Source organism: Mesorhizobium sp. Ca11 (assembly GCF_020165275.1).
Taxonomy (GTDB): domain Bacteria; phylum Pseudomonadota; class Alphaproteobacteria; order Rhizobiales; family Rhizobiaceae; genus Mesorhizobium.
On sequence record NZ_JAIUHU010000001.1, the window covers coordinates 102,656 to 128,064 of the forward strand.

The 25,409-nt window shown below is 62.8% G+C and carries 28 protein-coding genes and 1 tRNA gene; 12 read left to right on the forward strand and 17 right to left on the reverse strand.

Annotated elements, in window-relative coordinates; all coding sequences use genetic code 11:
* Positions 1 to 52: 52 nt before the first annotated feature.
* The 4 genes from hupB to LB538_RS00560 form a co-directional block, all read right to left on the reverse strand.
* On the reverse strand, positions 53 to 325 hold the full coding sequence (hupB, locus tag LB538_RS00545; protein ID WP_027166452.1) for a DNA-binding protein HupB: 273 nt from the start codon (positions 323 to 325) through the stop codon (positions 53 to 55).
* Positions 326 to 521: 196 nt separating this feature from the next.
* A complete protein-coding gene (gene lon, locus LB538_RS00550) occupies positions 522 to 2,933 on the reverse strand; it encodes an endopeptidase La (protein ID WP_224525509.1) in 2,412 nt (803 codons plus the stop codon).
* A 275-nt stretch (positions 2,934 to 3,208) separates the two neighbouring features.
* Entirely contained in the window at positions 3,209 to 4,483 is a 1,275-nt protein-coding gene (gene clpX, locus LB538_RS00555; RefSeq protein WP_040981372.1) for an ATP-dependent Clp protease ATP-binding subunit ClpX, read from the reverse strand.
* 291 nt (positions 4,484 to 4,774) lie between these two features.
* The gene (locus tag LB538_RS00560; protein ID WP_095765152.1) at positions 4,775 to 5,410 is read right to left on the reverse strand and encodes an ATP-dependent Clp protease proteolytic subunit; all 636 of its coding nucleotides are present in this window, start codon (positions 5,408 to 5,410) and stop codon (positions 4,775 to 4,777) included.
* Positions 5,411 to 5,754: 344 nt separating this feature from the next.
* On the opposite strand from LB538_RS00560, the gene LB538_RS00565 reads away from it, so the two are divergent.
* A complete protein-coding gene (locus LB538_RS00565) occupies positions 5,755 to 6,342 on the forward strand; it encodes a hypothetical protein (protein ID WP_224525506.1) in 588 nt (195 codons plus the stop codon).
* A 70-nt stretch (positions 6,343 to 6,412) separates the two neighbouring features.
* On the opposite strand, the gene LB538_RS00570 is transcribed toward LB538_RS00565, so the two are convergent.
* From LB538_RS00570 to LB538_RS00580, 3 genes are all read right to left on the reverse strand, one after another.
* Positions 6,413 to 6,616 carry a DUF3126 family protein gene (locus LB538_RS00570; RefSeq protein WP_027166457.1) on the reverse strand — a complete coding sequence of 68 codons (204 nt, stop codon included), beginning with the start codon at positions 6,614 to 6,616 and terminating at the stop codon, positions 6,413 to 6,415.
* 150 nt (positions 6,617 to 6,766) lie between these two features.
* The gene (gene cysE / locus LB538_RS00575) at positions 6,767 to 7,615 is read right to left on the reverse strand and encodes a serine O-acetyltransferase (protein WP_095765150.1); all 849 of its coding nucleotides are present in this window, start codon (positions 7,613 to 7,615) and stop codon (positions 6,767 to 6,769) included.
* A gap of 215 nt (positions 7,616 to 7,830) precedes the next feature.
* Positions 7,831 to 8,460: a VOC family protein gene (locus tag LB538_RS00580; protein ID WP_224525502.1), complete on the reverse strand. Its 630-nt coding sequence runs from the start codon at positions 8,458 to 8,460 to the stop codon at positions 7,831 to 7,833.
* Between the two features lie 131 nt (positions 8,461 to 8,591).
* On the opposite strand from LB538_RS00580, the gene LB538_RS00585 reads away from it, so the two are divergent.
* Positions 8,592 to 9,197, forward strand: a complete 606-nt coding sequence (locus tag LB538_RS00585; RefSeq protein ID WP_224525499.1) for a hypothetical protein — start codon at positions 8,592 to 8,594, stop codon at positions 9,195 to 9,197.
* Positions 9,198 to 9,290: 93 nt separating this feature from the next.
* Complete coding sequence (speB, locus tag LB538_RS00590) at positions 9,291 to 10,256, forward strand: agmatinase (protein WP_224525496.1); 966 nt, start codon at positions 9,291 to 9,293, stop codon at positions 10,254 to 10,256.
* A 46-nt stretch (positions 10,257 to 10,302) separates the two neighbouring features.
* On the opposite strand, the gene LB538_RS00595 is transcribed toward speB, so the two are convergent.
* From LB538_RS00595 to LB538_RS00605, 3 genes are all read right to left on the reverse strand, one after another.
* Positions 10,303 to 11,070, reverse strand: coding sequence for an alpha/beta fold hydrolase (locus tag LB538_RS00595; protein ID WP_224525493.1), 768 nt, complete (start codon positions 11,068 to 11,070; stop codon positions 10,303 to 10,305).
* 15 nt (positions 11,071 to 11,085) lie between these two features.
* The gene (locus tag LB538_RS00600; protein ID WP_224525491.1) at positions 11,086 to 11,580 is read right to left on the reverse strand and encodes a DUF192 domain-containing protein; all 495 of its coding nucleotides are present in this window, start codon (positions 11,578 to 11,580) and stop codon (positions 11,086 to 11,088) included.
* A gap of 114 nt (positions 11,581 to 11,694) precedes the next feature.
* Complete coding sequence (locus LB538_RS00605; protein ID WP_095765583.1) at positions 11,695 to 12,288, reverse strand: cold-shock protein; 594 nt, start codon at positions 12,286 to 12,288, stop codon at positions 11,695 to 11,697.
* A 262-nt stretch (positions 12,289 to 12,550) separates the two neighbouring features.
* On the opposite strand from LB538_RS00605, the gene gloA reads away from it, so the two are divergent.
* Positions 12,551 to 12,991 (forward strand): lactoylglutathione lyase, encoded by a 441-nt coding sequence (gloA, locus tag LB538_RS00610; RefSeq protein WP_095765146.1) that lies wholly within the window; start codon positions 12,551 to 12,553, stop codon positions 12,989 to 12,991.
* Between the two features lie 114 nt (positions 12,992 to 13,105).
* Complete coding sequence (locus LB538_RS00615; RefSeq protein ID WP_224525489.1) at positions 13,106 to 13,393, forward strand: DUF2218 domain-containing protein; 288 nt, start codon at positions 13,106 to 13,108, stop codon at positions 13,391 to 13,393.
* Between the two features lie 34 nt (positions 13,394 to 13,427).
* On the opposite strand, the gene LB538_RS00620 is transcribed toward LB538_RS00615, so the two are convergent.
* Together LB538_RS00620 and ilvA are read right to left on the reverse strand one after the other, a co-directional pair.
* Positions 13,428 to 13,979 carry a DUF1697 domain-containing protein gene (locus LB538_RS00620; RefSeq protein ID WP_224525487.1) on the reverse strand — a complete coding sequence of 184 codons (552 nt, stop codon included), beginning with the start codon at positions 13,977 to 13,979 and terminating at the stop codon, positions 13,428 to 13,430.
* Positions 13,976 to 15,232 carry a threonine ammonia-lyase IlvA gene (gene ilvA / locus LB538_RS00625; protein WP_224525486.1) on the reverse strand — a complete coding sequence of 419 codons (1,257 nt, stop codon included), beginning with the start codon at positions 15,230 to 15,232 and terminating at the stop codon, positions 13,976 to 13,978. Before ilvA ends, LB538_RS00620 begins: the two co-directional genes overlap by 4 nt.
* Positions 15,233 to 15,463: 231 nt before the next feature.
* Here ilvA and LB538_RS00630 point away from each other — a divergent pair, with 231 nt between their 5' ends.
* Together LB538_RS00630 and LB538_RS00635 are read left to right on the forward strand one after the other, a co-directional pair.
* Positions 15,464 to 16,540 carry an alpha/beta hydrolase gene (locus tag LB538_RS00630; RefSeq protein WP_140840540.1) on the forward strand — a complete coding sequence of 359 codons (1,077 nt, stop codon included), beginning with the start codon at positions 15,464 to 15,466 and terminating at the stop codon, positions 16,538 to 16,540.
* A gap of 105 nt (positions 16,541 to 16,645) precedes the next feature.
* Complete coding sequence (locus tag LB538_RS00635) at positions 16,646 to 17,806, forward strand: alpha/beta hydrolase (protein ID WP_140840264.1); 1,161 nt, start codon at positions 16,646 to 16,648, stop codon at positions 17,804 to 17,806.
* Between the two features lie 7 nt (positions 17,807 to 17,813).
* Here the strand turns inward: LB538_RS00635 and ade are convergent, their stop codons facing one another.
* Positions 17,814 to 19,631 (reverse strand): adenine deaminase, encoded by a 1,818-nt coding sequence (gene ade, locus LB538_RS00640; RefSeq protein WP_224525485.1) that lies wholly within the window; start codon positions 19,629 to 19,631, stop codon positions 17,814 to 17,816.
* A gap of 160 nt (positions 19,632 to 19,791) precedes the next feature.
* Here ade and LB538_RS00645 point away from each other — a divergent pair, with 160 nt between their 5' ends.
* A complete protein-coding gene (locus LB538_RS00645) occupies positions 19,792 to 20,448 on the forward strand; it encodes an outer membrane protein (protein WP_224525484.1) in 657 nt (218 codons plus the stop codon).
* Between the two features lie 231 nt (positions 20,449 to 20,679).
* On the opposite strand, the gene LB538_RS00650 is transcribed toward LB538_RS00645, so the two are convergent.
* The gene (locus LB538_RS00650) at positions 20,680 to 20,931 is read right to left on the reverse strand and encodes a hypothetical protein (RefSeq protein WP_224525483.1); all 252 of its coding nucleotides are present in this window, start codon (positions 20,929 to 20,931) and stop codon (positions 20,680 to 20,682) included.
* A 165-nt stretch (positions 20,932 to 21,096) separates the two neighbouring features.
* Here LB538_RS00650 and LB538_RS00655 point away from each other — a divergent pair.
* Positions 21,097 to 21,182: transfer RNA gene (locus LB538_RS00655), tRNA-Leu, on the forward strand.
* An 82-nt stretch (positions 21,183 to 21,264) separates the two neighbouring features.
* Here LB538_RS00655 and LB538_RS00660 read toward each other — a convergent pair.
* A complete protein-coding gene (locus LB538_RS00660) occupies positions 21,265 to 21,843 on the reverse strand; it encodes an NUDIX domain-containing protein (RefSeq protein ID WP_095765140.1) in 579 nt (192 codons plus the stop codon).
* A 189-nt stretch (positions 21,844 to 22,032) separates the two neighbouring features.
* Here LB538_RS00660 and LB538_RS00665 point away from each other — a divergent pair, with 189 nt between their 5' ends.
* The 3 genes from LB538_RS00665 (at position 22,033) to LB538_RS00675 (ending at position 23,845) form a co-directional block, all read left to right on the forward strand.
* A complete protein-coding gene (locus LB538_RS00665) occupies positions 22,033 to 23,136 on the forward strand; it encodes an NADH:flavin oxidoreductase/NADH oxidase (protein WP_224525482.1) in 1,104 nt (367 codons plus the stop codon).
* A gap of 165 nt (positions 23,137 to 23,301) precedes the next feature.
* Positions 23,302 to 23,580, forward strand: a complete 279-nt coding sequence (locus LB538_RS00670; RefSeq protein ID WP_095765138.1) for a DUF982 domain-containing protein — start codon at positions 23,302 to 23,304, stop codon at positions 23,578 to 23,580.
* Between the two features lie 25 nt (positions 23,581 to 23,605).
* Positions 23,606 to 23,845 carry a DUF2188 domain-containing protein gene (locus LB538_RS00675; RefSeq protein WP_095765137.1) on the forward strand — a complete coding sequence of 80 codons (240 nt, stop codon included), beginning with the start codon at positions 23,606 to 23,608 and terminating at the stop codon, positions 23,843 to 23,845.
* Between the two features lie 70 nt (positions 23,846 to 23,915).
* Here the strand turns inward: LB538_RS00675 and LB538_RS00680 are convergent, their stop codons facing one another.
* Positions 23,916 to 24,188: a hypothetical protein gene (locus LB538_RS00680; protein WP_224525477.1), complete on the reverse strand. Its 273-nt coding sequence runs from the start codon at positions 24,186 to 24,188 to the stop codon at positions 23,916 to 23,918.
* A gap of 178 nt (positions 24,189 to 24,366) precedes the next feature.
* The gene (locus LB538_RS00685) at positions 24,367 to 25,386 is read right to left on the reverse strand and encodes an alpha/beta fold hydrolase (RefSeq protein WP_224525474.1); all 1,020 of its coding nucleotides are present in this window, start codon (positions 25,384 to 25,386) and stop codon (positions 24,367 to 24,369) included.
* Positions 25,387 to 25,409 lie beyond the last annotated feature (23 nt).

Below are 25,409 nucleotides of genomic sequence, written 5' to 3' on the forward strand. Positions count from 1 at the left end.
AAAAAGAAAAGCCGGGCTTGCCCGGCTTTTCTGTTCTTAAAAGAAAAAGGTCTTAGTTGACCGCGTCCTTGAGGCCCTTGCCGGCCGAGAACTTCGGCACGGTGCGCGCCGGAATCTTCACTTCCGCGCCGGTCTGCGGGTTGCGGCCGGTCGAAGCAGCGCGTTTTGACACGGTGAAATTTCCGAAGCCGACAAGCCGGACATCGCCGCCCTTCTTCAGTTCGCCAGTGATCACGGAGAACACCGCATCGACAGCGGACTGCGCATCAGCCTTCGAAATGCTTGCGGAGTCGGCGACGGCGGACACCAGTTCGTTCTTGTTCATAAAAATTCCCTTCCATGAGAAAACCGGAACTACGACTCATCCGGCAGGAGACGGACTTTAGAAAGAAGCGCTCCGGAACCCAAGCCGAAAACCGCGGAATTCCGGGCTTTTTTCCACTTTTTCGTGGCTTTTCACACGAAAAAAGCCGGGCTTGAAAGCCCGGCTCTCTCTTTGTGCGCTGCAATATTAGCAAATGCTAATGAGCAAGCGACTTTCCAGCATCGTCGCCGCTGTCGACCGGAGCCGGCGCATTGACCGGTTCGACCCACTCGATCGGCTCCGGCATCCTGGTCAGCGCGTGCGCGAGCACCTCGCCGACCCGCGAGACCGGGACGATCTCCATGCCGTTCTTCACATTGTCCGGAATCTCCGCCAAATCCTTGACGTTCTCTTCCGGGATCAGCACCTTCTTGATGCCGCCGCGCAGCGCCGCGAGCAGCTTCTCCTTCAGGCCGCCAATCGGCAGAATACGGCCGCGCAGCGTGATTTCGCCGGTCATCGCCACATCGGCGCGGACCGGAATACCCGTCAGCACCGACACGATGGCCGTGGCCATGGCCGCACCGGCAGACGGGCCGTCCTTCGGCGTGGCACCCTCCGGCAAATGCACGTGGATGTCGCGCTTGTCGAACAGCGGCGGCTCGATGCCGAAATCAATGGCGCGCGAGCGGACGTAGGACGCCGCCGCCGAGATCGATTCCTTCATCACGTCGCGCAGATTGCCGGTCACCGTCATGCGGCCCTTGCCGGGCATCATGACGCCTTCGACCGTCAGCAGCTCGCCGCCGACTTCCGTCCAGGCAAGACCCGTGACCACGCCGACCTGATCGTCGGCCTCGATCTGGCCGAAGCGGAAGCGCGGCACGCCGAGATAATCGGCGAGGTTGTCCGCCGTGATCTTCACCGTCTTCTTCTTGGTCCGCAGGATCTCGGTCACCGCCTTACGGCCGAGCTTCATCAGCTCGCGCTCCAGGCTGCGCACGCCGGCTTCCCGCGTGTAGGTCTGGATGATGCCGCGGATCGCGTCCTCGCCGACCGAGAATTCGTTCGGCTGCAGGGCATGGTCGCGGATCACCTTGGGCATCAGGTGACGCTTGGCGATCTCGATCTTCTCGTCCTCGGTGTAACCGGCGATACGGATGATCTCCATGCGGTCCATCAGAGGCGCAGGGATGTTCAGCGTGTTCGCGGTCGTCACGAACATCACGCTCGACAGGTCGTATTCGACCTCGAGGTAATGATCCATGAACGTCGAGTTCTGCTCCGGATCGAGCACTTCCAACAGGGCCGACGACGGATCGCCGCGGAAGTCCTGGCCCATCTTGTCGATCTCGTCGAGCAGGAAGAGCGGGTTGGACTTCTTGGCCTTCTTCATCGACTGGATGACCTTGCCGGGCATGGAGCCGATATAGGTCCGCCTGTGACCACGGATCTCGGCCTCGTCGCGCACGCCGCCGAGCGCCATTCGGATGAACTCGCGGCCGGTGGCCTTGGCGATCGACTTGCCGAGCGAGGTCTTGCCGACGCCGGGCGGGCCGACGAGGCACAGGATCGGCCCCTTCAGCTTCTTCTGGCGGCTCTGCACGGCGAGATACTCGACGATGCGTTCCTTGACCTTGTCGAGGCCGAAGTGATCGGCATCGAGCACGTCCTGCGCAAAGCCGAGGTCCTGCTTGACCTTGGAGTTCTTGCCCCACGGGATCGACAAGAGCCAATCGAGATAGTTGCGCACGACCGTCGATTCAGCCGACATCGGCGACATCGAGCGCAGCTTCTTCAACTCGGCCTCCGCCTTTTCGCGGGCTTCCTTGGAGAGCTTGGTCTTCTTGATGCGCGCCTCGATCTCGGCGGCCTCGTCGCGGCCATCCTCGCCCTCGCCGAGCTCCTTCTGGATCGCCTTCATCTGCTCGTTGAGGTAGTACTCGCGCTGCGTCTTTTCCATCTGGCGCTTGACGCGCGAACGGATGCGCTTTTCCACCTGGAGCACGGAGATTTCGGCTTCCATGAAGCCCATCGCCTTCTCCAGACGCTCCTTGACGGAAAGCGTTGCAAGCATCTCCTGCTTCTCGGGGATCTTGATGGCGAGATGCGATGCAACCGTATCGGCGAGCTTGGAATAGTCGTCGATCTGGCTGGCGGCACCTACCACTTCGGGCGAGATCTTCTTGTTCAGCTTGACGTAATTCTCGAAGTCGGTGACGACCGAGCGGGCAAGCGCCTCGATTTCGACCTCTTCCTCTTCCGGCTCGGCGAGCGCCGTGGCGCGGGCCTCATGGAAATCGGCACGGTCGGTGAACGAGACGATCTTGGCGCGCGAGGCGCCCTCGACCAGCACCTTCACGGTGCCGTCGGGAAGCTTCAAAAGCTGCAGCACATTGGCGAGCGTGCCGATGTCGAAAATCGCACCGGGATCAGGATCGTCGTCGGCTGCATTCATCTGGGTGGCAAGCAGGATCTGTTTTTCCTGACCCATCACCTCTTCCAGCGCCTTGATCGACTTTTCACGACCCACGAAGAGCGGAACGATCATATGCGGGAACACGACGATATCGCGCAGTGGGAGGACTGCGAAAACGCCGTCGCCGGAAGCCTTGGATATCTTGGCCATTGTCCAACCTTTCATGTCGCGGCCGCTTATTCTAGCCAACCGCGAATCTCATATTAACGACCGAGCGTCGTTCCGCCTACCACCGTTTGTGACGGGAATTTTACAGCACAGAATTCGGCGCCTCGGCCTTCTGCTGTTAGGTGGATGTAACCGAGGCAAAGATCAAGGGTTAACACGGTCGTTCGAGCCCTTCCACTGCTCGCCTCCCCGCCCTTGACAGCAAAACGGCGCCACGCGGGCGCCGTTCCATGAAAATTGTCGGGCGCAGTGCCATTTCAGGCGCTGACATTGCCCTTCTTTTCCTTCTGCTCGGAGTAGATGTAGAGCGGCCGGGCGTTGCCGGACACCACCTCTTCCGAAATCACCACCTCGCGCACGCCTTCCAGCGCCGGCAGCTCGAACATGGTGTCGAGCAGGATCGCTTCCATGATGGAGCGCAGGCCGCGCGCGCCTGTCTTGCGCTCGATCGCGCGCTTGGCGATCGCCGACAGCGCGTTCTCGTGGAACGTCAGGTCGACATTCTCCATCTCGAACAGCCGCTGATATTGCTTGACCAGCGCGTTCTTCGGTTCGGTCAGGATTTGGATCAGCGCCGGCTCGTCGAGGTCTTCCAGCGTCGCCAGGACCGGCAGACGGCCCACGAATTCCGGGATCAGGCCGAATTTCAGGAGATCCTCCGGCTCGACCTGGCGGAACAGGTCGCCGGTGCGCCGATCCTCGGGCGAAGCCACGGTGGCGCCGAAGCCGATCGAGGTCTTGCGGCCGCGATCCGAGATGATCTTGTCCAGCCCCGCGAAGGCGCCGCCGCAGATGAACAGGATGTTGGCGGTGTCGACCTGCAGGAATTCCTGCTGCGGATGCTTGCGGCCGCCCTGCGGCGGCACGGAGGCGACCGTGCCCTCCATGATCTTCAGGAGCGCCTGCTGCACGCCCTCGCCCGACACGTCGCGGGTGATCGAGGGATTATCCGACTTGCGCGAGATCTTGTCGATTTCGTCGATATAGACGATGCCGCGCTGCGCCCGCTCGACATTGTAGTCGGCCGACTGCAACAGCTTCAGGATGATGTTCTCGACGTCCTCGCCGACATAGCCGGCCTCGGTCAGCGTCGTGGCGTCGGCCATGGTGAACGGCACGTCGATGATGCGAGCGAGCGTCTGCGCGAGAAGCGTCTTGCCGCAGCCGGTCGGGCCGATCAGAAGGATATTGGACTTGGCCAGCTCGACGTCGTTGTTCTTGCCGGCATGCGCCAGGCGCTTGTAGTGGTTGTGAACCGCCACCGACAGCACGCGCTTGGCGTAGGGTTGGCCGATGACGTAGTCGTCGAGGACCTTGAGGATTTCCTGCGGTGTCGGCACACCTTCGCGCGACTTCACCATCGAGGTCTTGTTCTCCTCGCGGATGATGTCCATGCACAGCTCGACGCATTCGTCGCAGATGAAAACCGTCGGCCCGGCGATCAGCTTGCGGACCTCGTGCTGGCTCTTGCCGCAAAACGAGCAGTAGAGGGTGTTCTTTGAATCACCGCCGCCGTTGCTGACCTTGCTCATTTTTCTGTCCTTTCACCGACGCCCGCCGACCGTCTGGCTTTGAGTGACGTCTTCACCAATCTATCGCGGGAATCCGCCACCGCCAGTGTCCCGGCTCACACAGCGCATTCCGTACGAAACACAAATCAGAAAACGCGGCAATGATTCGCAGCAACCCCACGCAAAGCTAAGCCGTCGAAAATCAACATAGCCTTAACGTAGGCAATCCCAACGCCTGAGGGAACAGCCAAATGTGGCCGAAATGCCGCAAGACGCGCCAAAACCGCGTTATGCTGCCATTTGCCGTCGAGGTCAGGCTGAAGCGGTGGCTGTCTCGACCGCCTCGCGGCTGGAAATGACCTTGTCGATCAGGCCGAAGTCCCTGGCCTCGTCCGCGGTCATGAAATGGTCGCGGTCGAGCGTCTTCTCGATCTCGTCATAGCTCTTGCCGGTATGCTTGACATAGACCTCGTTCAAGCGGCGCTTCAGCTTGATGATGTCCTGCGCATGACGTTCGATGTCCGAAGCTTGGCCCTGGAAGCCGCCGGACGGCTGATGGACCATGATGCGGGCGTTCGGCGTGGCAAAACGCATGTCCTTGTGGCCGGCGGTCAGAAGCAGCGAACCCATCGAAGCAGCCTGGCCGATGCAGAGCGTCGACACCGCCGGCTTGATGAACTGCATCGTGTCGTAGATCGCCATGCCCGAGGTGACGACGCCGCCCGGCGAATTGATATAGAGGTTGATTTCCTTCTTGGGGTTCTCCGCCTCGAGAAACAAAAGCTGTGCACAAACCAGCGTCGCCATCCCGTCCTCGACCGGACCGGTGATGAAGATGATGCGTTCCTTCAAGAGGCGCGAGAAAATGTCATAGGCACGCTCGCCGCGGTTGGTCTGCTCGACCACCATCGGAACGAGGTTCATGTAGGTTTCAACGGGGTTCTTCATGGACTACCCTTGTAGGAGATGGATTCCGGCACCTTGATATATCAGCAATCGCGCGGAATCGTTCTGGATTGGTTACGACCTAAATAGGATGCCGGCTCACCCTAGCGCAAGGCCGCCTCTCCTAGCCATCTGGTTAAGCCGAATCAAGCGCGGTAGGCCCGCGGAGCACGGCGCGCTCTGGCCTAATGAGACGGGCCCAGTCCCGGCCGGCCTCGTAAGGCGCTCGCAAGGTAGCAATTCCTTAACCACGACGCTAACGAAAAGCCTTGAAATCGCTGTCCGCCCGCGGAGCTTCCGTTACAGTCCTGCATTGTGAAGACATCCTTTTTCAACGGGGGAATGTCATGATCCGCAAAAGCTCCGCATCGCTGGCGGCAGTCGCGATGCTTGCCAGCGTCTGTAAAACCGCCGCAGGCGGCCGCGCGCTCGAATGCTACGAGCCGATCCACAGGCCGGCACTTTACGATACCCTCTACGAGGACGTGATGCTGAACCCTGGCGGACAGGTGGTCGACTACGACGCGCCGATTTACGGCACCTATCAAGGCGTGGAGCAGATCGCGCCGCCGCGCGTCACCTACGAGACCGCGCCGGCGGTCACACGCACGGTCTACCACACTGTCAAGGTCGACGATGGCGGCTATGCCTGGGAATGGCGCGTCATCCATGGCCGCAAGGTGCTGTGCAAGGTATGGCGAAAGGCCCGCTATGCGCGCGTCGCCGAGACGGTCGTGGTCCAGCCGGAGCGCGTCCGGCGCGTCGTTCAGCCGGCGGAATATGAAGCGGTTGCCCACGAAGTGCTGGTGCGGCCGCAACAAGTCCGCATCCGGGAAATCCCGCCGTCTTACGGGACGGTAGCGCGTAGGGTGGTGGTGCGGGAAGGTTCGACCAGCTGGCGGCGCGTGCACATTCCGCGGCATTGCCAGGATTAGCCGGTACTTCGCCTACGGGTTGCAGCCGGCCGGGCGGTGGTGTCGCGCGCCGGCCGGAGCTGTCCCCGGGTCAGGCGAGGTCGATGTCGAGGATCGCCATTGAGAAATTGTAGTCGCCGTCGTCCTCGTCCTTGAAGACGATGCCGAGGAATTCGTCGCCGACATAGACTTCGGCCGAGTCTTCCTTGCGCGGACGCGCCTTCACCTGCAGCTTGGGATTCTGGAAGACGCGCTTGAAATAGGCGTCCAGCTTTCTGATTTCGTCAGGCTTCAAAAGACTTCTCCGAAATGTCGGCTTAATTCATGGGAACGCGCTTCTGACACGCCGACGATGGCGATGTAAAGGCAAGCCGACAGGATAACACGTGACAACCGGCACTTGAAAACCGTGGCCGGATTCCGGTCACCAGGCGGGCTGACAGTCTCAGATGTCGAAGCTGACCACGTGGTCCATGCTCTGCGACGGCAGGAGCTGGTCCATCTGTCGCGAGGGCTGGTCGCAGCCGGTTTCCCCCACGACCCGCGCCGGCACGCCGGCGACCGTCTTGTTGTGCGGCACGGGCGACAGCACCACCGAACCGGCGGCAATCTTCGAGCAATGACCGACCTCGATATTGCCGAGAATCTTGGCGCCGGCGCCGATCAGCACGCCGCGGCGGATCTTCGGATGACGGTCGCCATTGGCCTTGCCGGTGCCGCCCAGCGTCACGCCGTGCAGGATCGACACGTCATCCTCGATGACCGCCGTCTCGCCGACGACCAGCCCGGTGGCGTGATCGATAAAGATACCCTTGCCGATGCGAGCGGCCGGGTTGATATCGGTCTGGAACACCGACGACGACCTGCTCTGCAGGTAGAGCGCGAAGTCCCGGCGGCCATGGTTCCACAGCCAGTGCGCCAGACGATGCGTCTGGATGGCGTGAAAACCTTTGAAATAGAGCACCGGCATGATGAAACGGTCGCAGGCCGGGTCGCGATCGTAATAGGCCTGGATGTCGACGCGCACCGTCGTGCTCCAGTCAGGATCGTCGTCCAGCATGGCTTTGAAGGTCTGGCGGATGAGATCAGAGCCGATATCCTGGTGATCAAGGCGCTCGGCAAGCCGGTGGATCACCGCTTCTTCCAGGCTCTCCTGGTTGAGGATCGTCGAATAGAGGAAGGCCGCCAGCAACGGATCGCGGTTCACCGCCTCCATCGCTTCGTCGCGGATCGACCGCCAGATCGGATCGACCGGCTGCACCCTGCTGGGGCGGGCAATCGTAATGCTGTTCATCGACGCTCTCCGGCCTTCCTCATTCTCCGGCGGCACATATAGGCCACATCATAGCACGGTTGAACTCAATTTTCCTTAGTGCTTTGTCAAATGGACCTGGTTCACGCAAATTCAAGCGGCGATGGAAAACGAACCCTTGATCGGGAGCGCATTCGAAATCGCCTCGATTGTCGTCTCCCCAAACGTAGGAAACGGTCACAGTCCGGCGTCAGACCTCATTGCGGCAATGCCGTTCCGGCCTGTTCCGCCACCATGTAAGCGGCGTACCAGTCAGGCCAGTTCTTGTCGTACTGTCCGCCAGCGCGTTTCTCATGTTCGCCGTGTGCCGCCGCGGCCCGCCGCAGCGCGGCCGCAAGTTCCGGGGATGAAGTGAACGTCGTATCACCCGCATCGACGCGCCCGGGCAAGCGCTGGGTGATCTCCTGCAGCAGCCAGCCATTGCCGTCCGGATCGCTGAATGTGACGAACGAGGAATAGCTGCGCCCCTCCGGATGCCGGCCTTTGATCGGCGGCTGGCCGGGGCCGTTGCGGTGGAAGATGTCGCTTGCCCCGACGCCACGCGCCACGAGTTCAGCCCGGGCCGCTTCAATATCGGACACGATCAGATAAAGCACTTTCGCCGAACCAGGCGCGGCCGATGTGAGGCCCGTGCCGAAATGGATCGAACATGGCGAACCCGGCGGCGTGAACTGCACGACCCGGAACGCGTCGCCGACCACGAAGTCGGCATCGAGCCTCCAGCCCAAGCCGGCATAGAAGCCCTTGGCTCGATCGACATCGGCAACCGGGATGACGACCGCCTCCAATTTCATGTCGATCGTGCCAGGTCTGGTCCCGCCGGTCATGTCACGCTCCTTGGGTTCGATCTCGGCAGCTTCCCCCCGTCGCGCATTTTGGTCAATCGGATACATATGCTCTTGAAGCCGGCGGCGACTTGCGTTGTCCTGCCAGCGTTAGCCGCCCGGAAAAATTCGTCATGGAAAAAGAGACGCTGATCGATGTTGCGCTGAAAGCCGAGCTTTGCGCCCTCTATCAGGCCGGGGACCGGCACTATCACAACCTCGCCCATATCGAGGCCATGCTGGCGCTGGCTGAAGAATACCGAGACCTACTCGACGACCCGGGCGCCATCGAAGCGGCGATCTGGTTTCATGACGCGATCTATGACAGCAGCGCCAAGGACAATGAGGCAAAAAGCGCCGAACTGGCCGAGAAAAGGCTCGCCCGGCGCGTCGATCCTCATCGGCTCGCCCGCATAGCGGCGATGATCAACGCTACCGCCACCCATCAATTGCCGCCTTTCCGCGACGAGGACGCGCTCAACGATGCAGCCCTTTTGCTCGACATGGATCTGGCGATCCTCGGCGCCGAACCGTCGGTGTTCGATGCTTACGAGAAGGCGGTCCGGCTTGAATATGGCTGGGTGGAGGAGCCGATGTGGCGCGCGGGCCGCGCGGCCGTCCTGAAGAGTTTCCTCGCCCGCCCGCACATTTTCTATACGACCGAGTTCCGGGATCGATTCGAGGCGCAGGCTAGGGAAAATCTCAGCCATTCATTGGACGCCCTGCAAGACCAGCCCTGATAGGCCCATACTCCCGCGGGGCTTTGCCCCTATGCCCAAATTCAGGGCCCTGCGATCACTATCGAACGTGAACCGCTCTGGGATGGCGTCACCATGGAAAACAGCTTCCACCAACCCGTCGACGCCGCGCAGGTGCCGCGCTTTGCCGGGCTTTCCACATTCATGCGGCTGCCGGCCGTGCCGAGCGCGAAGGGGCTCGACATCGCCCTTGTCGGAATTCCATGGGACGGCGGCACGACCAACCGGGCCGGCGCCCGCCACGGTCCGCGCGAAATCAGGAACCAGTCGAGCCTGATGCGCCGGGTCCACCATGTCTCGGGAACCGAACCGTTCTCCATCGCCAATATTGCCGATGTCGGCGACGTCTCGGTCAACCCGATCAACCTGCTCGACGGGTTGAAGCGCATCGAGGACGGCATTGCGGCGATCGTAGCGGACGGTGCCCTGCCGCTCGCCGCGGGCGGCGACCACCTGACGACGCTGCCGGTGCTGCGCGCCGTGGCCCGCAAGGCGCCTGTCGGCATGGTTCACTTCGATGCGCATTCCGACACCAATGACCGCTATTTCGGCGACAATCCCTACACGCACGGAACGCCTTTCCGCCGCGCGATCGAGGAGGGGCTGCTCGACCCGAAGCGGATTGTCCAGATCGGGATCAGAGGCTCGATCTATGAACCGGGCGAACACGATTGGGCGACCGCTCAGGGCGTGCGCATCATCTATATGGAAGAATTCGTCAAGCGCGGCGTCGCTTCCGTCATGCAGGAGGCGCGCGATCTCGTCGGCGACAGCGCGACCTATGTGACGTTCGACATCGATTGCATCGATCCGTCCATGGCTCCCGGCACCGGCACGCCGGAGATCGGAGGTTTCACGACGCGCGAGGCGCAGGAGTTGGTTCGATTGTTGGGCGGATTGAATTTCGTCGGCGCCGATGTCGTCGAGGTCGCGCCTCCCTTTGATGTCGGCGGCATGACGGCGCTGGCCGGCGCGACGATGATGTTCGAGCTGCTGTGCGTCATGGCGAGGTCCCTCGCCGACAGGAGGGCGCAGGGCTAGCGCGACGTGCAGATCGACCATTTGTCAGCCCAGCAGCGCCGCGCGCTCAGAGCGGGTTCTCGGCGTAGAACTCGAGCACGCGTTGCTTGAAGCTCTTGTCGCCGACGGCGAGCATGTGGTCGCGGCCCTCGATATGAAAGGCCCTGGCGTTAGGCATGAGGGCGGCAAGCTCGTCCGGCGAGCCGCCGATGTCATCTTTGGTGCCGACGGCGATCAGTGTCGGCTGGGCGATGCGGGCCATGTCATCCTCGCTCAGCAACTCGCGCGACTTTGCGATGCAAGCCGCAAGCGCACGACGGTCGCTGCGCGTCTGATCTGCGAAAGCGCGAAAGGAGCGGCCGCGCAGATGCGTGGTCTGGGAAGGATCCTCCGCCAGCAGGGCGGCAGCGATCGGGTCCCAGTCGCCGACCCCGTCGACCATGCCTATGCCGAGGCCGCCGAACACCAGCGTCGCCACCTTCTGCGGATCGGAGAGCGCCAGGAAAGCCGAAACGCGCGCGCCCATCGAATAACCCATGACATGCGCGCGCTCGATGCCGAGATTATCAAGCAGCGCGGCCGCATCGGACGCCATCTTGGCCGGCGTGTAATCGGCCTCGTCATAGCTCTTCGACGACGAGCCATGGCCGCGATGGTCGAAAGCGATCGCCCGGTAGCCGGCGTCGTTCAGCGTCTTGAACCAGCCCGGCGAGACCCAGTTGACGTAGTGGCTCGAGGCAAAGCCATGGATCATCAGCACCGGGTCGCCCTGCCCCGAGGCCGGCCGGCGATCGAGATAGGCAAGTTCGAAACCGTCATGGGAAAAGAACTGCATCGGCAGATTTGCTTTTCAGTTGGCGCCAGTACCGATAGCCGGGTGGCGCAACAGATCGCCTTCCTTGATGCCGTCCCTGGCGGCTGTGCCAGCCTTGAGCTCAAGCACGAAGCGCACGGGTTGTCCCGGCGAGATGATCGCTTCGGATTCGGGCTCGCCGCGCTTGATGGCTTTGATCCTGCCATCCTCACCGATGAAGATCAGGTCGAGGGCCATCGGCGTGTTCTTCATCCAGAAGTCCACCTCGTCCGTTCTTTCAAAGACGAACAACATGCCGTGATCGTCGGCCATGGTCTGGCGAAACATCAGTCCCGCCTCGCGTTCGGCAGAGGTATCGGCGATCTCGATGGAGAAGGAACGCTCTCCCGAACCGGTCGACACCACAAGCGGCGTCCGGTCGATCGGCAGCAGCATCGCATCCGCCGAACTTGGCTTCGCAGCGATGAAACAGGCGGCGAAAACGATCGCGGCGCAGAATATGCCCGCAGTCAGCCAATTGCGATGAACCATGCGTACCTCGTCCAGACGCTCGTCCTAACCCATGATCCGGACAAGTGGAACCGGTTTTCGGACAAGATGGTCGCGCCGCGGCAAAGGGACTTTTCGAGTTGCGTCGAGAAGCCCTCAGTGCGAGACCGACAAGGTACCCATATCAGGGTGGATTTCGGCGGCCATAAGGCCTTTGTCGCCGCGCCCGAACCGAACGAGCACGACTTGGCCGGGCCGGAGCTCGGTTATGCCGTAGCGCCGCAGCGTCTCCATGTGGACGAAGATGTCTTCCGTCCCCTCGCCCCGCGTCAGGAAGCCGAATCCCTTGGTGCGGTTGAACCACTTGACCAAGGCTCGCTCGAGGCCGCTCTCCGGGTTGACGGTGACGTGGGTGCGCTGTTCCTGCTCTGCCGGGTGGACGGCCGTCGAAGCATCCATGGAAAGGACGCGGAAAGCTTGCAAGCCGCGCTCGCCCTGTTTCACCAGGCAGACGACCCGCGCGCCCTCGAGCGCCGTCTGGAAACCGTCCCTTCGAAGACATGTCACATGGAGGAGAATATCACCCGAGACGCCGTCGTCCGGAAGAATGAAGCCGTAGCCCTTGGCCACGTCGAACCATTTGATAGCGCCGGCGATTTCGACAAGCTCGGCGGAGTCGCCGCCATTGTCCCGCTGCAAGGCGTCGTCAAGGCTTCCGTCCCGCCTCGTGAAAGAGGCTTTTTCCCCCATAAGAATGCCCCCTTTTTTCCAACTGAACTGCAACTGATTCTTGCCAAGAGATTAACACTGCGGCTTCCGGGGTGTGCAAGGGCTGACGTGCCTTTTTTCACCGTTCAGCACCGGAAAGGCTGAAATGTCCTTTGCCGGCGCTTCCGGAAGCCGAAATCGCAAGGCCTGAAGTCGACCGTGCCGCCGCTATTGTCGGACGATTGCCCTTTCCCCGGACGGCTCCTATGGTGCCTTCCAACCCCAACACTTTGAGGAAGCCGCCATGCGCTATCTGCACACAATGGTCCGCGTCGCCGATATCGACCAGTCGCTCGATTTCTACTGCAACAAGCTCGGCCTCAAGGAGGTGCGCCGCTACGAGAACGAGCAGGGCCGCTACACGTTGATCTTCCTCGCCGCGCCGGAAGACGAGCAAAGCGGCATCCATGAGAAGGCGCCGCTGATCGAATTGACCTACAATTGGGACCCGGAGGACTATAAGGGCGGCCGCAATTTCGGCCACCTCGCCTATGAGGTCGACGACATCTACGCAACCTGCCAGAAGCTGATGGACAATGGCGTGACCATCAATCGTCCGCCGCGCGACGGCAACATGGCTTTTGTCCGCTCGCCGGACGGCATCTCGATCGAGCTGCTGCAGAAAGGCCCGGCCAAGGCGAAGGCCGAACCATGGGCCTCGATGCCGAACACGGGCGTCTGGTAAATCCACCCCGATTTGACCGGGGGCAGCTAGCGTTTCGCCCGGCGCTGCCTATCTATCCGCGATTGGCGCCAGCCTCATCCAGGCTGGCGTCTCTTCATCCGCCAGGAGAATTTCATGCTGACCAGCCGCGCCGATGTCGCCACCGAACATGCCAGCCGCTACCTGCAGCAGCTCTGCAAGCACTGGTCGCATAAATTCCCGGTCGAGTTCGACCCGCAGCACGGCGCTATCCAGCTCTCGATCGGCCGCACCGTGATGGATGCCGACGATCGTGCCCTGCACATCGCTGTGGCCGCCGACGACGAAGCGTCGCTGGAGCGGCTGGAGAGCGTGGTCGCGGACCATATCAAGCGCTTCGCCTTCCGCGAGGAATTGAGCTTCGACTGGCAAAAGGCTGCCTGAGCCGGAGCAATTCCCGGAAAAGTGCCTCGGACAGTCAGCCGCCGGCCTTGTCGGCCATGTCGAGCAGGGCCAGCACGCTGCGCCAGTTGCGCGCCGTGCCCGGCACCTTCAAGGTACGCGGGATGAGGTTGGCGAACACCGATTTGCCGAGCCCGTCCGGCGCATGGAGGTAAAGCACGTCGCCCTTGATCTCGAAGCGCTCGGGGCCGGAGCATTTGTCGGCGAGCCGCTTCGTCTCCTCGGCGGTCGGCTCCCGTTCCAGCGCATAAGCGTGCAGCTTGGTCGGCTCGCCGGCGACCTCGGGATAGGGATTGTCCTTCACCAGCCGCCCGAACCAGCCGGCATCGCGCACCATGATGCGCGAATGAAAACCCCACTTCTTCTCGAAGGCAGCCTCGATCTCCTTGGTCAGCGCCGCCGCGTCCCCCTTCTTCGCCCGGAACACGACATTGCCGCTCTGCACATAAGTCGCGACATCGCTGAAGCCGAGACTTTCGAAGAAGGCTTTGAGCTCCGCCATTTTGACGATGCGGTTGCCGCCGACATTGATGCCGGAAAATAGCGCAACGAAAACCGGGCCCTTCATATGATGAACCCCGCCAGCGTCTCGTTGTCGGTGATATCCTGATATTGCACGCCTTCGGCGTCGAAATTGGTCTTCAGCAGGTCGAAATTGCGCCGGTCCTTGGTCTCGATGCCAATCAGCACCGAGCCGAAATTGCGCGCCGATTTTTTCAGATACTCGAAGCGGGCGATGTCGTCGTCGGGACCGAGCATTTCGAGGAAATCACGCAGCGCGCCCGGCCGTTGCGGGAAGCGGATGATGAAATACTTCTTCAGCCCCTCGAAGCGCAGCGCCCTCTCCTTCACGTCCGGCAGCCGCTCGAAGTCGAAATTGCCGCCGGAGACGACCGCGACGATGGTCTTGCCCCTGATCTCCTTGCGCGAAAAATCCTTGAGCGCGTCGATCGCCAGCGCGCCGGCCGGCTCCAGCACGACGCCCTCGACATTGAGCATCTCGATCATGGTGGCGCAGAGCCGGTTCTCCGGAACCAGCCGCACGGCATCGGCGGTGAAGTCCTTGAGATGGCGCAACGGCTCGCGTCCGATCTCGGCCACCGCGGCACCGTCGACAAAATTGTCGACCTTGGCGAGCTTGACCCGCTTGCCGCCGGCAAGGCTCTCGCGCAGGCTCGGCGCGCCCGCCGGCTCGCAGAACACGAAACGCGGATCGCGATGCTGGTCGGCGAAATAGTGGGTCACACCGGCGGCGAGGCCGCCGCCGCCCACCGGCAGCATGACGATGTCGGGCACGCGCTCGCCCGGCATCTGGGCCGCGATCTCGTAGGCAACCGTCGCCTGGCCCTCGATAATGTCCTTGTGGTCGAAGGGCGGCACCATATGCGCGCCGGCGGTTTCGGTGAATTCGAAGGCGGCGCGGTAGCAATCGTCGAAGAAGTCGCCGACCAGCCTGATCTCGACGAAATCGCCGCCGAACAGCCGCGTCTTGTCGATCTTCTGCTGCGGCGTCGTCACCGGCATGAACACGACGCCCTTCTTGCCGAAATGGCGGCAGACGAAGGCAAAGCCCTGAGCGTGATTGCCTGCCGAGGCGCAGACGAACAGCTCGGCATTGTTGCCGGCGGCGAGCGCCTTGCGGAAGAAGTTGAACGCGCCCCTGATCTTGTAGGAGCGCACCGGCGTCAGATCCTCACGCTTCAAAAGGATGCGCGCGCCTGTCTTCTTGGACAGGTAATCGTTCTCCTGCAGCGGCGTCTCCGGAAAGATTTCGCGGATCGCCTCGGCGGCAGCGGCGACGCGAGAAGAGAAGCTGTTCAATAGAAGTCCCTCATTTGGTCTCGGCGGTACGCCAGGACAGCCATATCCCGCGCCTGCAATCTTCCTGCCGCCGTTTTGGCTTTCGCGCAACAGTGCGATGGCCGTCGCCCGACGCTGAGCCAATTTCCGCTGGACACGACTTACTTTAGCCGCACTTCGGCTGTCCGGGAGATTTTCGCGGAGGTGGACGGCCAATCGTGGCCGGAGTGGAATGCCAGTGAAAGTGTCGACGTGCGGTTGAAGACAATTCTGATCATTGCCTTTGCCCTGCTGATAGCAGGCTGCGCGGGCCAGCAGACGCAGGAAATCCTGGGCAGCGTCGTCGTGCCGACGACGGCGACCGAGATCGCCGGCAACCACTCGATCTTCATCGCCACGACCCGCAAGCGCTCCGACGACCCGAACAAGGTTTTTGACGGCGAACGCTCGGCGACCCTCAACTATGCGCGTGTCAACGTCACCGTTCCCCCCATTCACCAGACGGGCCAGATCGAACGCCGTTCGCGCGGCAAGTCGAACGACCCGACGAAATATTTCATGGCCTCCGAAGTCGTCGGCTACGACACGCAGCCGAAATTCGCCAGCGCCCTCAACACCGACATCGACGCCCGCGGCGGCCGCGTCATGGTTTTCGTCCACGGCTACAACACCGGCTTCGACGACGCCGTCTACCGGCTGACCCAGATCGTCCACGATTCCGGCTATCCGGGCACGCCGGTGCTGTTTTCCTGGGCCTCCGGCGCCAAGACCACCGACTATGTCTATGACAAGGAAAGCGCCGCCGCCGCCCGCGACCAGCTGGAGGTGACGTTGCGGATGCTGGCGCAGACCGGCGCCCGGCGCATCGACATTGTCGCCCATTCGATGGGAACCTGGGTGACGATGGAGACGCTGCGCCAGCTTGCCATCACCGGCGACCGCGATCTCGGCGGCAAGCTCGGTGACGTTGTGCTCGCCTCGCCCGACATCGATGTCGATGTGTTCAAGAGCCAGATGCGCCGCTACGGCAAGCCGGACAAGCCCTTCATCCTGCTCCTGTCGGACGACGACCGGGCGCTGCGGCTCTCCGGCCTGATCGCCGGCGCGCGGCCGCGCGTCGGCGACTATCGGGATGCCGCAGATCTCGCCTCCTATGGCGTCACGGTGGTCGACCTCTCCAAGATCAAGGGCGTCGACAGTTTCAACCACACCAAATTCGCCGACAATCCGATGATGGTGCAGATGATCGGACAGCGGCTGCGCGAGGACGATGGCTTTGCCAGCGATCGTGATGTGACGGACCGCATCCGTCAGCTGGCTGCGCAGTAACCGTATCGGTGCGGGTTCCGCGCCGCAGGGACTTTGAACTGGACCCGGCCGCTCTCTGGCTTTATCGCAGTAGCAAGAGATGTTGCCGCCCTTGGGGGACCCCGGGTGATTGCGCATGTGAAGATCGTTGTCGGCCTTGCCTTCACGCTCGCCCTCGCCGGCTGCGCCGGTCCCACGCATGATCTTCTCAACCGCAAAACAGTTACAGCGCCTGCCTCCGACATCGCCGCCACGCATGAGATCTTCGTCGCCACCACCCGCCAGCAGGCGACCAAGGATCCGCGCCAGGTCTTCGACGGCGACCGTTCGCTGACCACCAGCTACGCCCGCGTCGACGTCACCGTGCCGAAGATCCACCAGGTCGGCGCGATCGAGCGCGCCAAGGGCTCGGCAGACTCCAATCCGGCCAAGCAGTTCACCGCCACCGATGTCGTCCACTATGGCGACGCGCGGCAATTCGCCAAGGCGGTCGGCGCCGACATTTCCATGCGCGGCGACCGTGCCCTGGTGTTCGTGCACGGCTTCAACAACGGTTTCGACGACGGCATCTACCGCATCACGCAGATAGCGCATGACACCAAATATCCCGGAACGCCGGTGCTGTTCTCATGGGCATCGAGCGCCAAGGCGACCGGCTACATCTATGACAAGGACAGTTCGACCGCCGCGCGCGACGATCTCGAGGCGACGCTGCGGATGCTTGCCAAGACACGCGTCAAAAGCATCGACATCATCGCCCATTCAATGGGCACCTGGCTGACGATGGAGGCGCTGCGACAGCTCGCCATCACCGGCGACCGCGATCTCGGCGGCAAGCTCGGTTACGTCATCCTCGCCTCGCCCGACATCGACGTCGATGTCTTCAAGAAGCAAATGATCCGCTACGGCAAGCCGGACAAACCCTTCGCCATCCTGCTTTCGGGCGACGACCGGGCGCTGAAGCTGTCGAGCTTCATTTCCGGCGACAAGCCGCGCGTCGGCGACTACGGCAACGCCGCCGATCTTGCCGATTACGGCGTGACGGTCGTCGACCTGACCCACGCCAAGGGCGGCGACGGCCTGAACCACGCCAAATTCGCCGACAATCCGATCCTGGTGCAATTGCTGGGCAACCGGCTGCGCACACCGGCCGGGCTTGCGTCGGACGAGCCCGACCCGACGCAGCTCAACAATATCGGCCAAGGCCTCGGCAAGGCGGTCGGCTCGGTCGCCGAGGTCGTCATCACCACGCCGTTCAGGGTCTTGACCATCGCTACCGGCGGATAGCTGACGCTCAGATAAAAAGATCGACCTTCTGGAACGTCGTCACGTCGACCAGGCCGACGTCCGAGATCCTGAGCTCCGGAATGACCACGAGCGCCAGCAGCGAGTGCTGCATATAGGCGTTGTTGAGCGAGCAGCCGACCTTGCGCATCGCCTCGGTCAGTTGATCGGCCTTGGCCGCGACGATCTCGGCGCGTTCGTCGGACATCAGGCCGGCGATCGGCATCTCGACGAGCGCCAGTTCCTTGCCCTCGGAATAAAGCACGACGCCGCCGCCCACCTCGCTCAGCCGGTTCACGGCCAAGGCCATATCCTCCTTGTTGGTGCCGACGACAATGATGTGGTGCGCGTCATGCGCGACGCTGGACGCCATTGCGCAGTCTTTCACATAGCCGAAACCGGAGACGAAGGCGTTGGTGACGCCGCCCGTGCCGCGATGCCGCTCGACCAGGGCGATCTGGCAGATGTCGTTGCGGCGATCCATGGCGACCAGCCCGTCCTCAACCGCCAGATCGGCTTCCAGAGCCCGCGTCGGCGCCTGGTTCTCGATCACGCCGATCACCCGCGCCCGCACCTCGTTGGCGCCCGCCGGCGCGGAAATGTCAAAATCCTTCGCCGCGAGCTTCTTGCCGAGCTTGACCGTGTTCTTTGCGGATTGCGGATAGTCATAGGCGGGGATGTCGATCTCGAGCTTGCCGGCCTTGGCCACCCGGACGCCGCGGGCATAGACCTCGTCGATGGTCATCCGGGCAAGGTCCGAAACGATCAGCAGATCGGCGAGCCGCCCGGGCGCGATGGAGCCGATCTCGCGCTCCAGCCTAAAATGCTGCGCGGTGTTGAGCGTCGCCATCTGGATCGCCGTCACCGGCTTCAGCCCCTGGCTGATGGCATGCCGCACCACGCGATCCATATGGCCTTCATGCACCAGCGTGCCGGAATGGCTGTCATCGGTGCACAGGATGAAGTTGCGCGGGTCGATGCCGCCTTCGGTCACCGCCTTGATCTGCGCTGCGACGTCGTACCAGGCCGATCCCAGCCTCAGCATTGCCTTCATGCCCTGGCGCACCCGCGCGATCGCGTCCTCCGCGCGCGTGCCTTCATGGTCGTCCTCCGCTCCGCCGGCGACATAGCCGTGGAAGGGCAGGCCGAGATCGGGCGATGCATAATGGCCGCCCACCGTCTTGCCGGCCCTGACCGTCTCGGCGATCTCGCCCGACATCACCGGATCGTTGGCAGCGACGCCGGGGAAATTCATCACCTCGCCAAGCCCGATGATATTTTCCCAGGTCATGGCCTCGGCGACGTCGGCGACCGTCAATTCGGCGCCGGCATGCTCCAGCCCCGGCGCCGACGGCACGCAGGACGGCATCTGCACATGCACGTTGATCGGCATCGCGACCGCCTCGTCATGCATCAGGCGCACGCCCGGCAGTCCAAGCACATTGGCGATCTCGTGCGGATCGATGAACATCGAGGTCGTGCCGTGCGGGATGACCGCGCGGCAGAACTCCGTCACCGTCACCATGCCGCTCTCGACATGCATATGCGCGTCGCAAAGGCCGGGCACCAGATAGCGCCCGCCGGCATCGACGACCTTCGTCCCCTGCCCGATGGCATGGCTGGCGTTCGGCCCGCAATAGGCGAAGCGGCCGGCTGCGATCGCGATATCGGTGCCGGGGATGATCTCGCCCGAATGGACGTTCACCCAGCGACCGTTGCGGATGACCAGATCGGCCGGCTTTCGGCCCATCGCGACGTCGACCAGATGTGTCGCCACTTCCGTCCACGGCTTTGGCTTTGCGGCGCTGGTCGGCTTGGCGTTCGTCATGGGCTTGAGTCCTCTGCGTAGGTCACTTTGGCAAATGTCGGCGTCCGGAGCCAGAGCGTCAGGTCGTAAACCACTGTTGCAGAGATGCAATTCCGTTTCGCGGCGAATGGGGCTAGTCTGCTTCGAGGAGTCGTTCGAAACCGCCATTTCGGAGCGATCGATGCGTCGACTGACGCTTGCCAGTGCCGGCTTTCTTGTCCTGCTGTCCGGATCCGCCCGGGCGGCGGATCTGGGGGCTAATCTGCCGATGACCGCGGCCGGCTTCGACTGGACCGGCTATTACGCCGGCCTGCAGGCCGGCTATGGCTGGGGCCGGTCCGACATCAGCGTCGAGGGCGGTTCGGTGAAGCCCGATATCGATGGCGGTTTCGTCGGCGGCCATGTCGCGGGGCTCTGGCAGTTCGACCAGGCTGTGATCGGCGCAGAAGCCGATCTGAACTACGCCTCGATCGACGGCACCGCCGAGGCCGGCCCGGCAAACACATTCGGCACCGACATCAAATGGTTCGGATCGATCGATGCCAAGGCCGGCTACGCCATGGATCGCGTGCTGATCTACGGCATCGGCGGCGTCGCTTTCGCCGGCATCGAGACCTCGCAGGCAGCAGGCACGGCCTTTGCCCAAACCCGCACCAGCACCGGCTGGACGCTCGGCGCCGGCGTCGACTATGCCTTGACCAACAATGTCGTCGTCGGCGCACAATACCGCTACTACGATTTCGGCAAGGAGCATTTCGATGCGCCGGACACGTTCGCCGACCGCGACCAGGACGTGAAGCTGCAGACGCTGGGGGTGAATTTCAGCTACAAATTCTGAGGCTTGCGGCACCGCGACGATGCGCAACACCCGCTTCCGCATCTCTTGAAAATTCAGGTGGCCGGCGCCCGCAGGGGGCGGGGGAATGGGTAGGGGCCTGATAGACGCCGGCCTCGGCGGATCGATCCGCCACGGCGCAAACATTAGCGTTCCCAAGGCAGGCCGTAATAGCGTGATCGCGCCACTTTCCCACCGCCCTGCCCCGCCTAGCGGACATGCTTGGCTGAACGGTCAGGATCGGTCCGAAGCCCTCTTTCCTTCAGGCATGGCCTCGAGGCATTCCTCCAGCCGCCGCAGCCGGGCCTTTTGCCAGCGCAACGTGTGGGCGACCTCGTGCAGGTTCCATTTGGCCTTCGAATTGGCGGCCTCGATCAGCCCTCGTTCGAGCCGACCGATCTCCCGGCGCAGCTGCTGCGCCTCCTCCTCCCGCAGTCCCCTGATCCAGCCTGGCCCACGCATGGTTCCACCATCAAAGCCGGCCATAGACTCGCACATAAAGGCTAATGGGATCAGTTCGGAGAAGTTGGCATTTTAAATATCGCTAATATTAAATCTGCACTTGAGAACGGGCCGGACGGCGGCAAAAAGCGCAGCCGATCCGAAACATGGCTTGACGGCTCATATCTGGCATCTGAAAAGGGCACGCCTGCGGACGTGGCGGAATTGGTAGACGCAAGGGACTTAAAATCCCTCGATCTCTGATCGTACGGGTTCGATTCCCGTCGTCCGCACCACCCTTCGCTCTTCGACGAGTCCTCCGAAGCCTTGGCGAAGGAGGAGCTTCGGATGGCAGGCCACCTCCAACGCGCAATCGGCTCAACCTTTCATCGGGTTGAGCTTCAAATGCTGAATCAGAATAATCGTCTTGGCATCGACGATGCGGCCGTCGGCGATGCCGGCCAGCGCCTCGTCCAAGGGCATTTCCAGAACCTCGATGTCCTCGCCTTCTTCCGGCGCACCGCCCCCGTCGGAAATACGGTCGGCCGGCGAATAGCGCGCGGTGAAGAACCAGAGCCGCTCCGTCACGCTGCCCGGGCTCATGAACGGCGAAAACAGCCGCTCGACATCCTTCAGGTGATAACCCAGTTCCTCTTCCGCTTCCTTGCGGATGGCGGTTTCGGGATCGTTCTCGTCGAGCAAGCCGGCGCAAGCCTCGATCAGCGGCTCGTGGTGGCCTACGGCGTAAGCCGGGAAGCGGAATTGACGCACCAGGAGGACGGTCGAGCGCTGCGGATCAAAGGGCAGGATCACGGCGCCGTCGCCGCGGTCGTAGGTCTGGCGGGTCTGCGTCTCCCATCGCCCGTCGCGGCGGCGATAGTCGAGCACCGTCTTCTTCAGCACCGCCCAGTCGTCCGAAAGGACCTCCTGCGAACGGATGCGAATGCGATCTTCCATGACGACCTCCGTATTGGTTGCAAAGGCGTAGCGGTGAAAGGTGTCGCAGGCAATCCAGGAAACCGACTGGCCTGGTATCCGACTGGCCTCGAAACCGATTGGTCCAGCGGGGGAGTCTCACCGGCTCGTATCTGGCGCGTCGCGTCGCGACTGCCTAGATAGCGGTATCTCTCCAGGAGCCCGTTTCACATGACGTCATCGCTTTTCCAGCCGATCACCCTCGGCGGCCTCACCTTCCCCAACCGCATCGCGGTTGCCCCCATGTGCCAGTATTCGGCCGAGGACGGCTCGGCCAGCGATTGGCATCTCCATCACTGGATGAACTTGGCAATGTCGGGCGCCGGCATGGTGACCGTCGAGATGACCGATGTCGAGCGGCGCGGGCGCATCTCGCATGGCTGCCTCGGCCTCTATTCGGACGACAACGAGGCGGCCGCGAAGCGTACGCTCGACGCCGCCAGGCGCGTCGCCGCGCCCGCCACGAAATTCGGTGTCCAGCTTGCCCATGCCGGCCGCAAGGCCTCCAACCGCAAACCCTGGGAAGGCGGCGGTCCGCTGCAGCCGGGCGAAGATCCCTGGCAGACGGTTTCTGCGTCGGCCCTCGCCTACGACACGGGCTGGAACGTGCCGCATGCGTTGGAGGAGGACGAGATCCTGGAGCTCATTGCACGTTTTGCGCAGTCGGCCGTGCGCGCCGAACGGGCCGGCTTCGACTTTGCCGAACTGCACGCCGCGCATGGCTATCTGATCTTCCAGTTCCTCTCGCCGCTCTCCAACCAGCGTACCGACCGTTGGGGCGGGTCGCTGGAAAACCGCATGCGCTTCGCTCTCGAAATCGCCAGGGCGGTGAGAAAGGCCGTCCCGTCCATGATGCTGGGGGCGCGCCTTTCGGTTAAGGAATGGGTCGAAGGCGGTTTCGACATCGAGGACGCAATCGAGGTGGCCAAAGCGCTGAAGGCCGAGGGCATCGCCTATATCTGCTGCTCCAGCGGCGGCAATTCGCCCCTGCAGCAGGTGCCGCCCGGTCCCGGCTACCAGGTGCATCTGGCGGAGGCCGTGCGCAACGGCGCCGGCATTCCGACGCGCGCCGTGGGGCTGATCGACGATCCCAGCCAAGCCGAGGCGATCGTCGCCGACGGTCGTGCCGACATGGTGGCGTTGGCGCGCGCATTCCTCGCCGACCCGCGCTGGGGCTGGCGCGCTGCCACCGCCTTCGGTGAGGAAATCCATCCCGCGCCGCAGCTGGCACGTTCGGTGACGACGATGCGGCATTGGATGAAGGCCGCCGGCTAGAGCAATTCCAGGGAAAGTGTGACACGGTCAGCCTCGGCGGCTTCGCCGTGGCTTTCCGTCCGAATTGCGTCAAAACAAAACCGGAAATCGGCCGGGTCCTGAGACGTTTGGGCGCAGGATCCTCGCCACAACTGCAACCAATTTGGCCGCTTTACGTTGGCGGCCATGATGGACAACAAACCCTTTGAAAAGCCGGTGGTGGTCGAGCTCGGCCATGTCGGCAAATACCGCCAGATAAGCAGCACCCGCGAGGCCGCCGAGTGCCTGATGACCGTTTGGCCGCTCAATCGCGGCGATCGCCATCGTTATGCTCTCGACACTTGCCTCAAAGCGCTGGAAGGTTATCGTTCGACAGCGGACGCGCGTCGCGCCCTTGTCGAGGCAGCCAGGGAATCGGAAGTTCTGGTTCCCGAAGACAGGCTGCCCGACGGAAAGCTGCACTGAGCACGCTTCTTAACCGGAGGATTCCATGGCGAAGCTGACTTACAAGATCGTCGAGCATGATGGCGGCTGGGCCTACAAGGTCGGCTCGACATTTTCCGAGACTTTCCGCACGCACCAGGAGGCGCTGCGCGCCGCCGAGATCGCCTCGTCCGAACAGCAGGTTGCCGGTACCACCGACGGCATCCAATATGAGGACGCCGAAGGCACGTGGCACGACGAACTCGCCGACGGCCGCGACCGCCCGCAAACCGAAGTCTCCGACTAAGCGAGTTGGAACCGCCCCGCGACCGGCGAAGCCGGAAGGCCTCGCACCGGCCGCTGGTGGCTATGCGGCACTACTTACCGCAGTAGTTATCGTTGACGTTCTGTTGCGAGTTGGCATCCGGACCGGGTGTGTTGTGGGCGCACGGCCCCATGCCACCGGTATTCCCGTAGGTGGTCAGCCCGGAGCCGCCATTGATGCTGCCTGTGGTATAGGGATCTACCTGCTGCCTCGTGTCGGGACGATGATCGCGGTGCCACCACCACCAGTCATCGGATGACTGCGCCATGGCTGCGCCACCCATGGCCAGCACCAGCGCCGAAGCTGCAATGAGTCTTGTAATCATTGGATTCTCCATTCTCTTGATCGCCAAAAAAAACGGGCGCCAAGGCCCTGGCGACACCAACGAAACCCTGGGTTGGGTGCGAAGGTTCCCCTGGAAATTCCGGGTAGGACAGAATGTCCGACACATTTGCGTGACGCCGCGTGAAGAGCCGCGAGCCCCCCGCCAAGGTCAATTGCGGTCAATGCGCGAAAGCGCGCGCGGCGATACGCCGGACGAAGGCGACGACCCGTTCAGGGTCCGTAAATTGCGGCATGTGGCCCAGGCCTTCGATCCGCTCAAAGTCGAGGGCGTCGATCTTGTCCAGCATCGGTTGGCCATGGACCGCCTCGCCGATCACCTGGTCGCCGGTGCCGAACAGAATGCCTGCCGGCATCGCAATTTCGCGGTAAGACCGTTCGATTTCGCCAAGATCCCGTTCCACGGCCACGACATCGGTGGACGTGGCGAAATAGTGGGACGGACGCAGCCCCAGCCATCCGCCGCCGCCGATCATGTAGTCTGCCGGAACCGCTTGCGGCGCGAAAATGAACTGCAGCGTCGGCTGCGCGTAACGGAGGCTGAGCGGTATCGCCACCGTATAGGCCAGGACACGGCGCAGCAGCCGTGACGGAACATAGAGCAGGTCAAATCCCTGACGCCCCCTCGCTTCCTGATGCGTCAGCGGCGAGAGCAGCGCGATGCCGGAAATCGCTGTCGGATGGCCGGTCGCCAGCGCAAGCGCGATGGCCCCGCCGAGCGAATGGCCGACGACCAGGGGCCGCTCCAGGCGCAATTCCTCGATGAAGCGCCGCACGATGTCAGCCTGCTCGGGCAGCCGGCCGGTGGCCCCGGTTGCCCGAACTGAATAGCCCGACCCCGGCCGGTCGAGGGCGATCAGCCGGTAGCCAGGACCGAAGCGGCCGAACAGCGTCTGGCGGAAGTGGTGGAGTTGAGCGCCCAGCCCGTGCACAAAGACGATCGGCCTGCCGTCGCCCTCTTCCACATAGTGGATGCGGTTGCCGTCGATCTCGACGAATTTGCCGCAAGCCGGCACCAGTCTTTCGGCCTTTGCCGCAATCCGCCAGGTCGCAACTGTCACGGCCAGCACGGCAAGCGCCGCCGCGATGAGTAAGCCGACGAGCAACCACAGGACAAACGACATCAGCATGTTTTCACCCCAGCCGACCGACCGCACCATATCCGCAACGGCCGCCGCCACAAGCACTGATCCGGGTTTCGCAT

Bases quoted from the DNA above. Each gene is read 5' to 3' on its own strand.
- LB538_RS00585 (WP_224525499.1), top strand. From the start codon at position 8,592: ATGGAAAAAGAGACGCTGATCGATGTTGCGCTGAAAGCCGAGCTTTGC.
- LB538_RS00560 (WP_095765152.1), bottom strand. From the start codon at position 5,410: ATGAAGAACCCCGTTGAAACCTACATGAACCTCGTTCCGATGGTGGTC.
- LB538_RS00600 (WP_224525491.1), bottom strand. From the start codon at position 11,580: ATGGTTCATCGCAATTGGCTGACTGCGGGCATATTCTGCGCCGCGATC.
- clpX (WP_040981372.1), bottom strand. From the start codon at position 4,483: ATGAGCAAGGTCAGCAACGGCGGCGGTGATTCAAAGAACACCCTCTAC.
- ade (WP_224525485.1), bottom strand. From the start codon at position 19,631: ATGACGAACGCCAAGCCGACCAGCGCCGCAAAGCCAAAGCCGTGGACG.
- LB538_RS00680 (WP_224525477.1), bottom strand. From the start codon at position 24,188: ATGATTACAAGACTCATTGCAGCTTCGGCGCTGGTGCTGGCCATGGGT.
- cysE (WP_095765150.1), bottom strand. From the start codon at position 7,615: ATGAACAGCATTACGATTGCCCGCCCCAGCAGGGTGCAGCCGGTCGAT.
- LB538_RS00565 (WP_224525506.1), top strand. From the start codon at position 5,755: ATGATCCGCAAAAGCTCCGCATCGCTGGCGGCAGTCGCGATGCTTGCC.
- speB (WP_224525496.1), top strand. From the start codon at position 9,291: ATGGAAAACAGCTTCCACCAACCCGTCGACGCCGCGCAGGTGCCGCGC.
- LB538_RS00605 (WP_095765583.1), bottom strand. From the start codon at position 12,288: ATGGGGGAAAAAGCCTCTTTCACGAGGCGGGACGGAAGCCTTGACGAC.
- LB538_RS00660 (WP_095765140.1), bottom strand. From the start codon at position 21,843: ATGGAAGATCGCATTCGCATCCGTTCGCAGGAGGTCCTTTCGGACGAC.
- hupB (WP_027166452.1), bottom strand. From the start codon at position 325: ATGAACAAGAACGAACTGGTGTCCGCCGTCGCCGACTCCGCAAGCATT.
- LB538_RS00615 (WP_224525489.1), top strand. From the start codon at position 13,106: ATGCTGACCAGCCGCGCCGATGTCGCCACCGAACATGCCAGCCGCTAC.
- lon (WP_224525509.1), bottom strand. From the start codon at position 2,933: ATGGCCAAGATATCCAAGGCTTCCGGCGACGGCGTTTTCGCAGTCCTC.
- gloA (WP_095765146.1), top strand. From the start codon at position 12,551: ATGCGCTATCTGCACACAATGGTCCGCGTCGCCGATATCGACCAGTCG.
- LB538_RS00670 (WP_095765138.1), top strand. From the start codon at position 23,302: ATGATGGACAACAAACCCTTTGAAAAGCCGGTGGTGGTCGAGCTCGGC.
- LB538_RS00675 (WP_095765137.1), top strand. From the start codon at position 23,606: ATGGCGAAGCTGACTTACAAGATCGTCGAGCATGATGGCGGCTGGGCC.
- LB538_RS00595 (WP_224525493.1), bottom strand. From the start codon at position 11,070: ATGCAGTTCTTTTCCCATGACGGTTTCGAACTTGCCTATCTCGATCGC.
- LB538_RS00645 (WP_224525484.1), top strand. From the start codon at position 19,792: ATGCGTCGACTGACGCTTGCCAGTGCCGGCTTTCTTGTCCTGCTGTCC.
- LB538_RS00665 (WP_224525482.1), top strand. From the start codon at position 22,033: ATGACGTCATCGCTTTTCCAGCCGATCACCCTCGGCGGCCTCACCTTC.
- LB538_RS00620 (WP_224525487.1), bottom strand. From the start codon at position 13,979: ATGAAGGGCCCGGTTTTCGTTGCGCTATTTTCCGGCATCAATGTCGGC.
- LB538_RS00580 (WP_224525502.1), bottom strand. From the start codon at position 8,460: ATGACCGGCGGGACCAGACCTGGCACGATCGACATGAAATTGGAGGCG.
- LB538_RS00650 (WP_224525483.1), bottom strand. From the start codon at position 20,931: ATGGCCGGCTTTGATGGTGGAACCATGCGTGGGCCAGGCTGGATCAGG.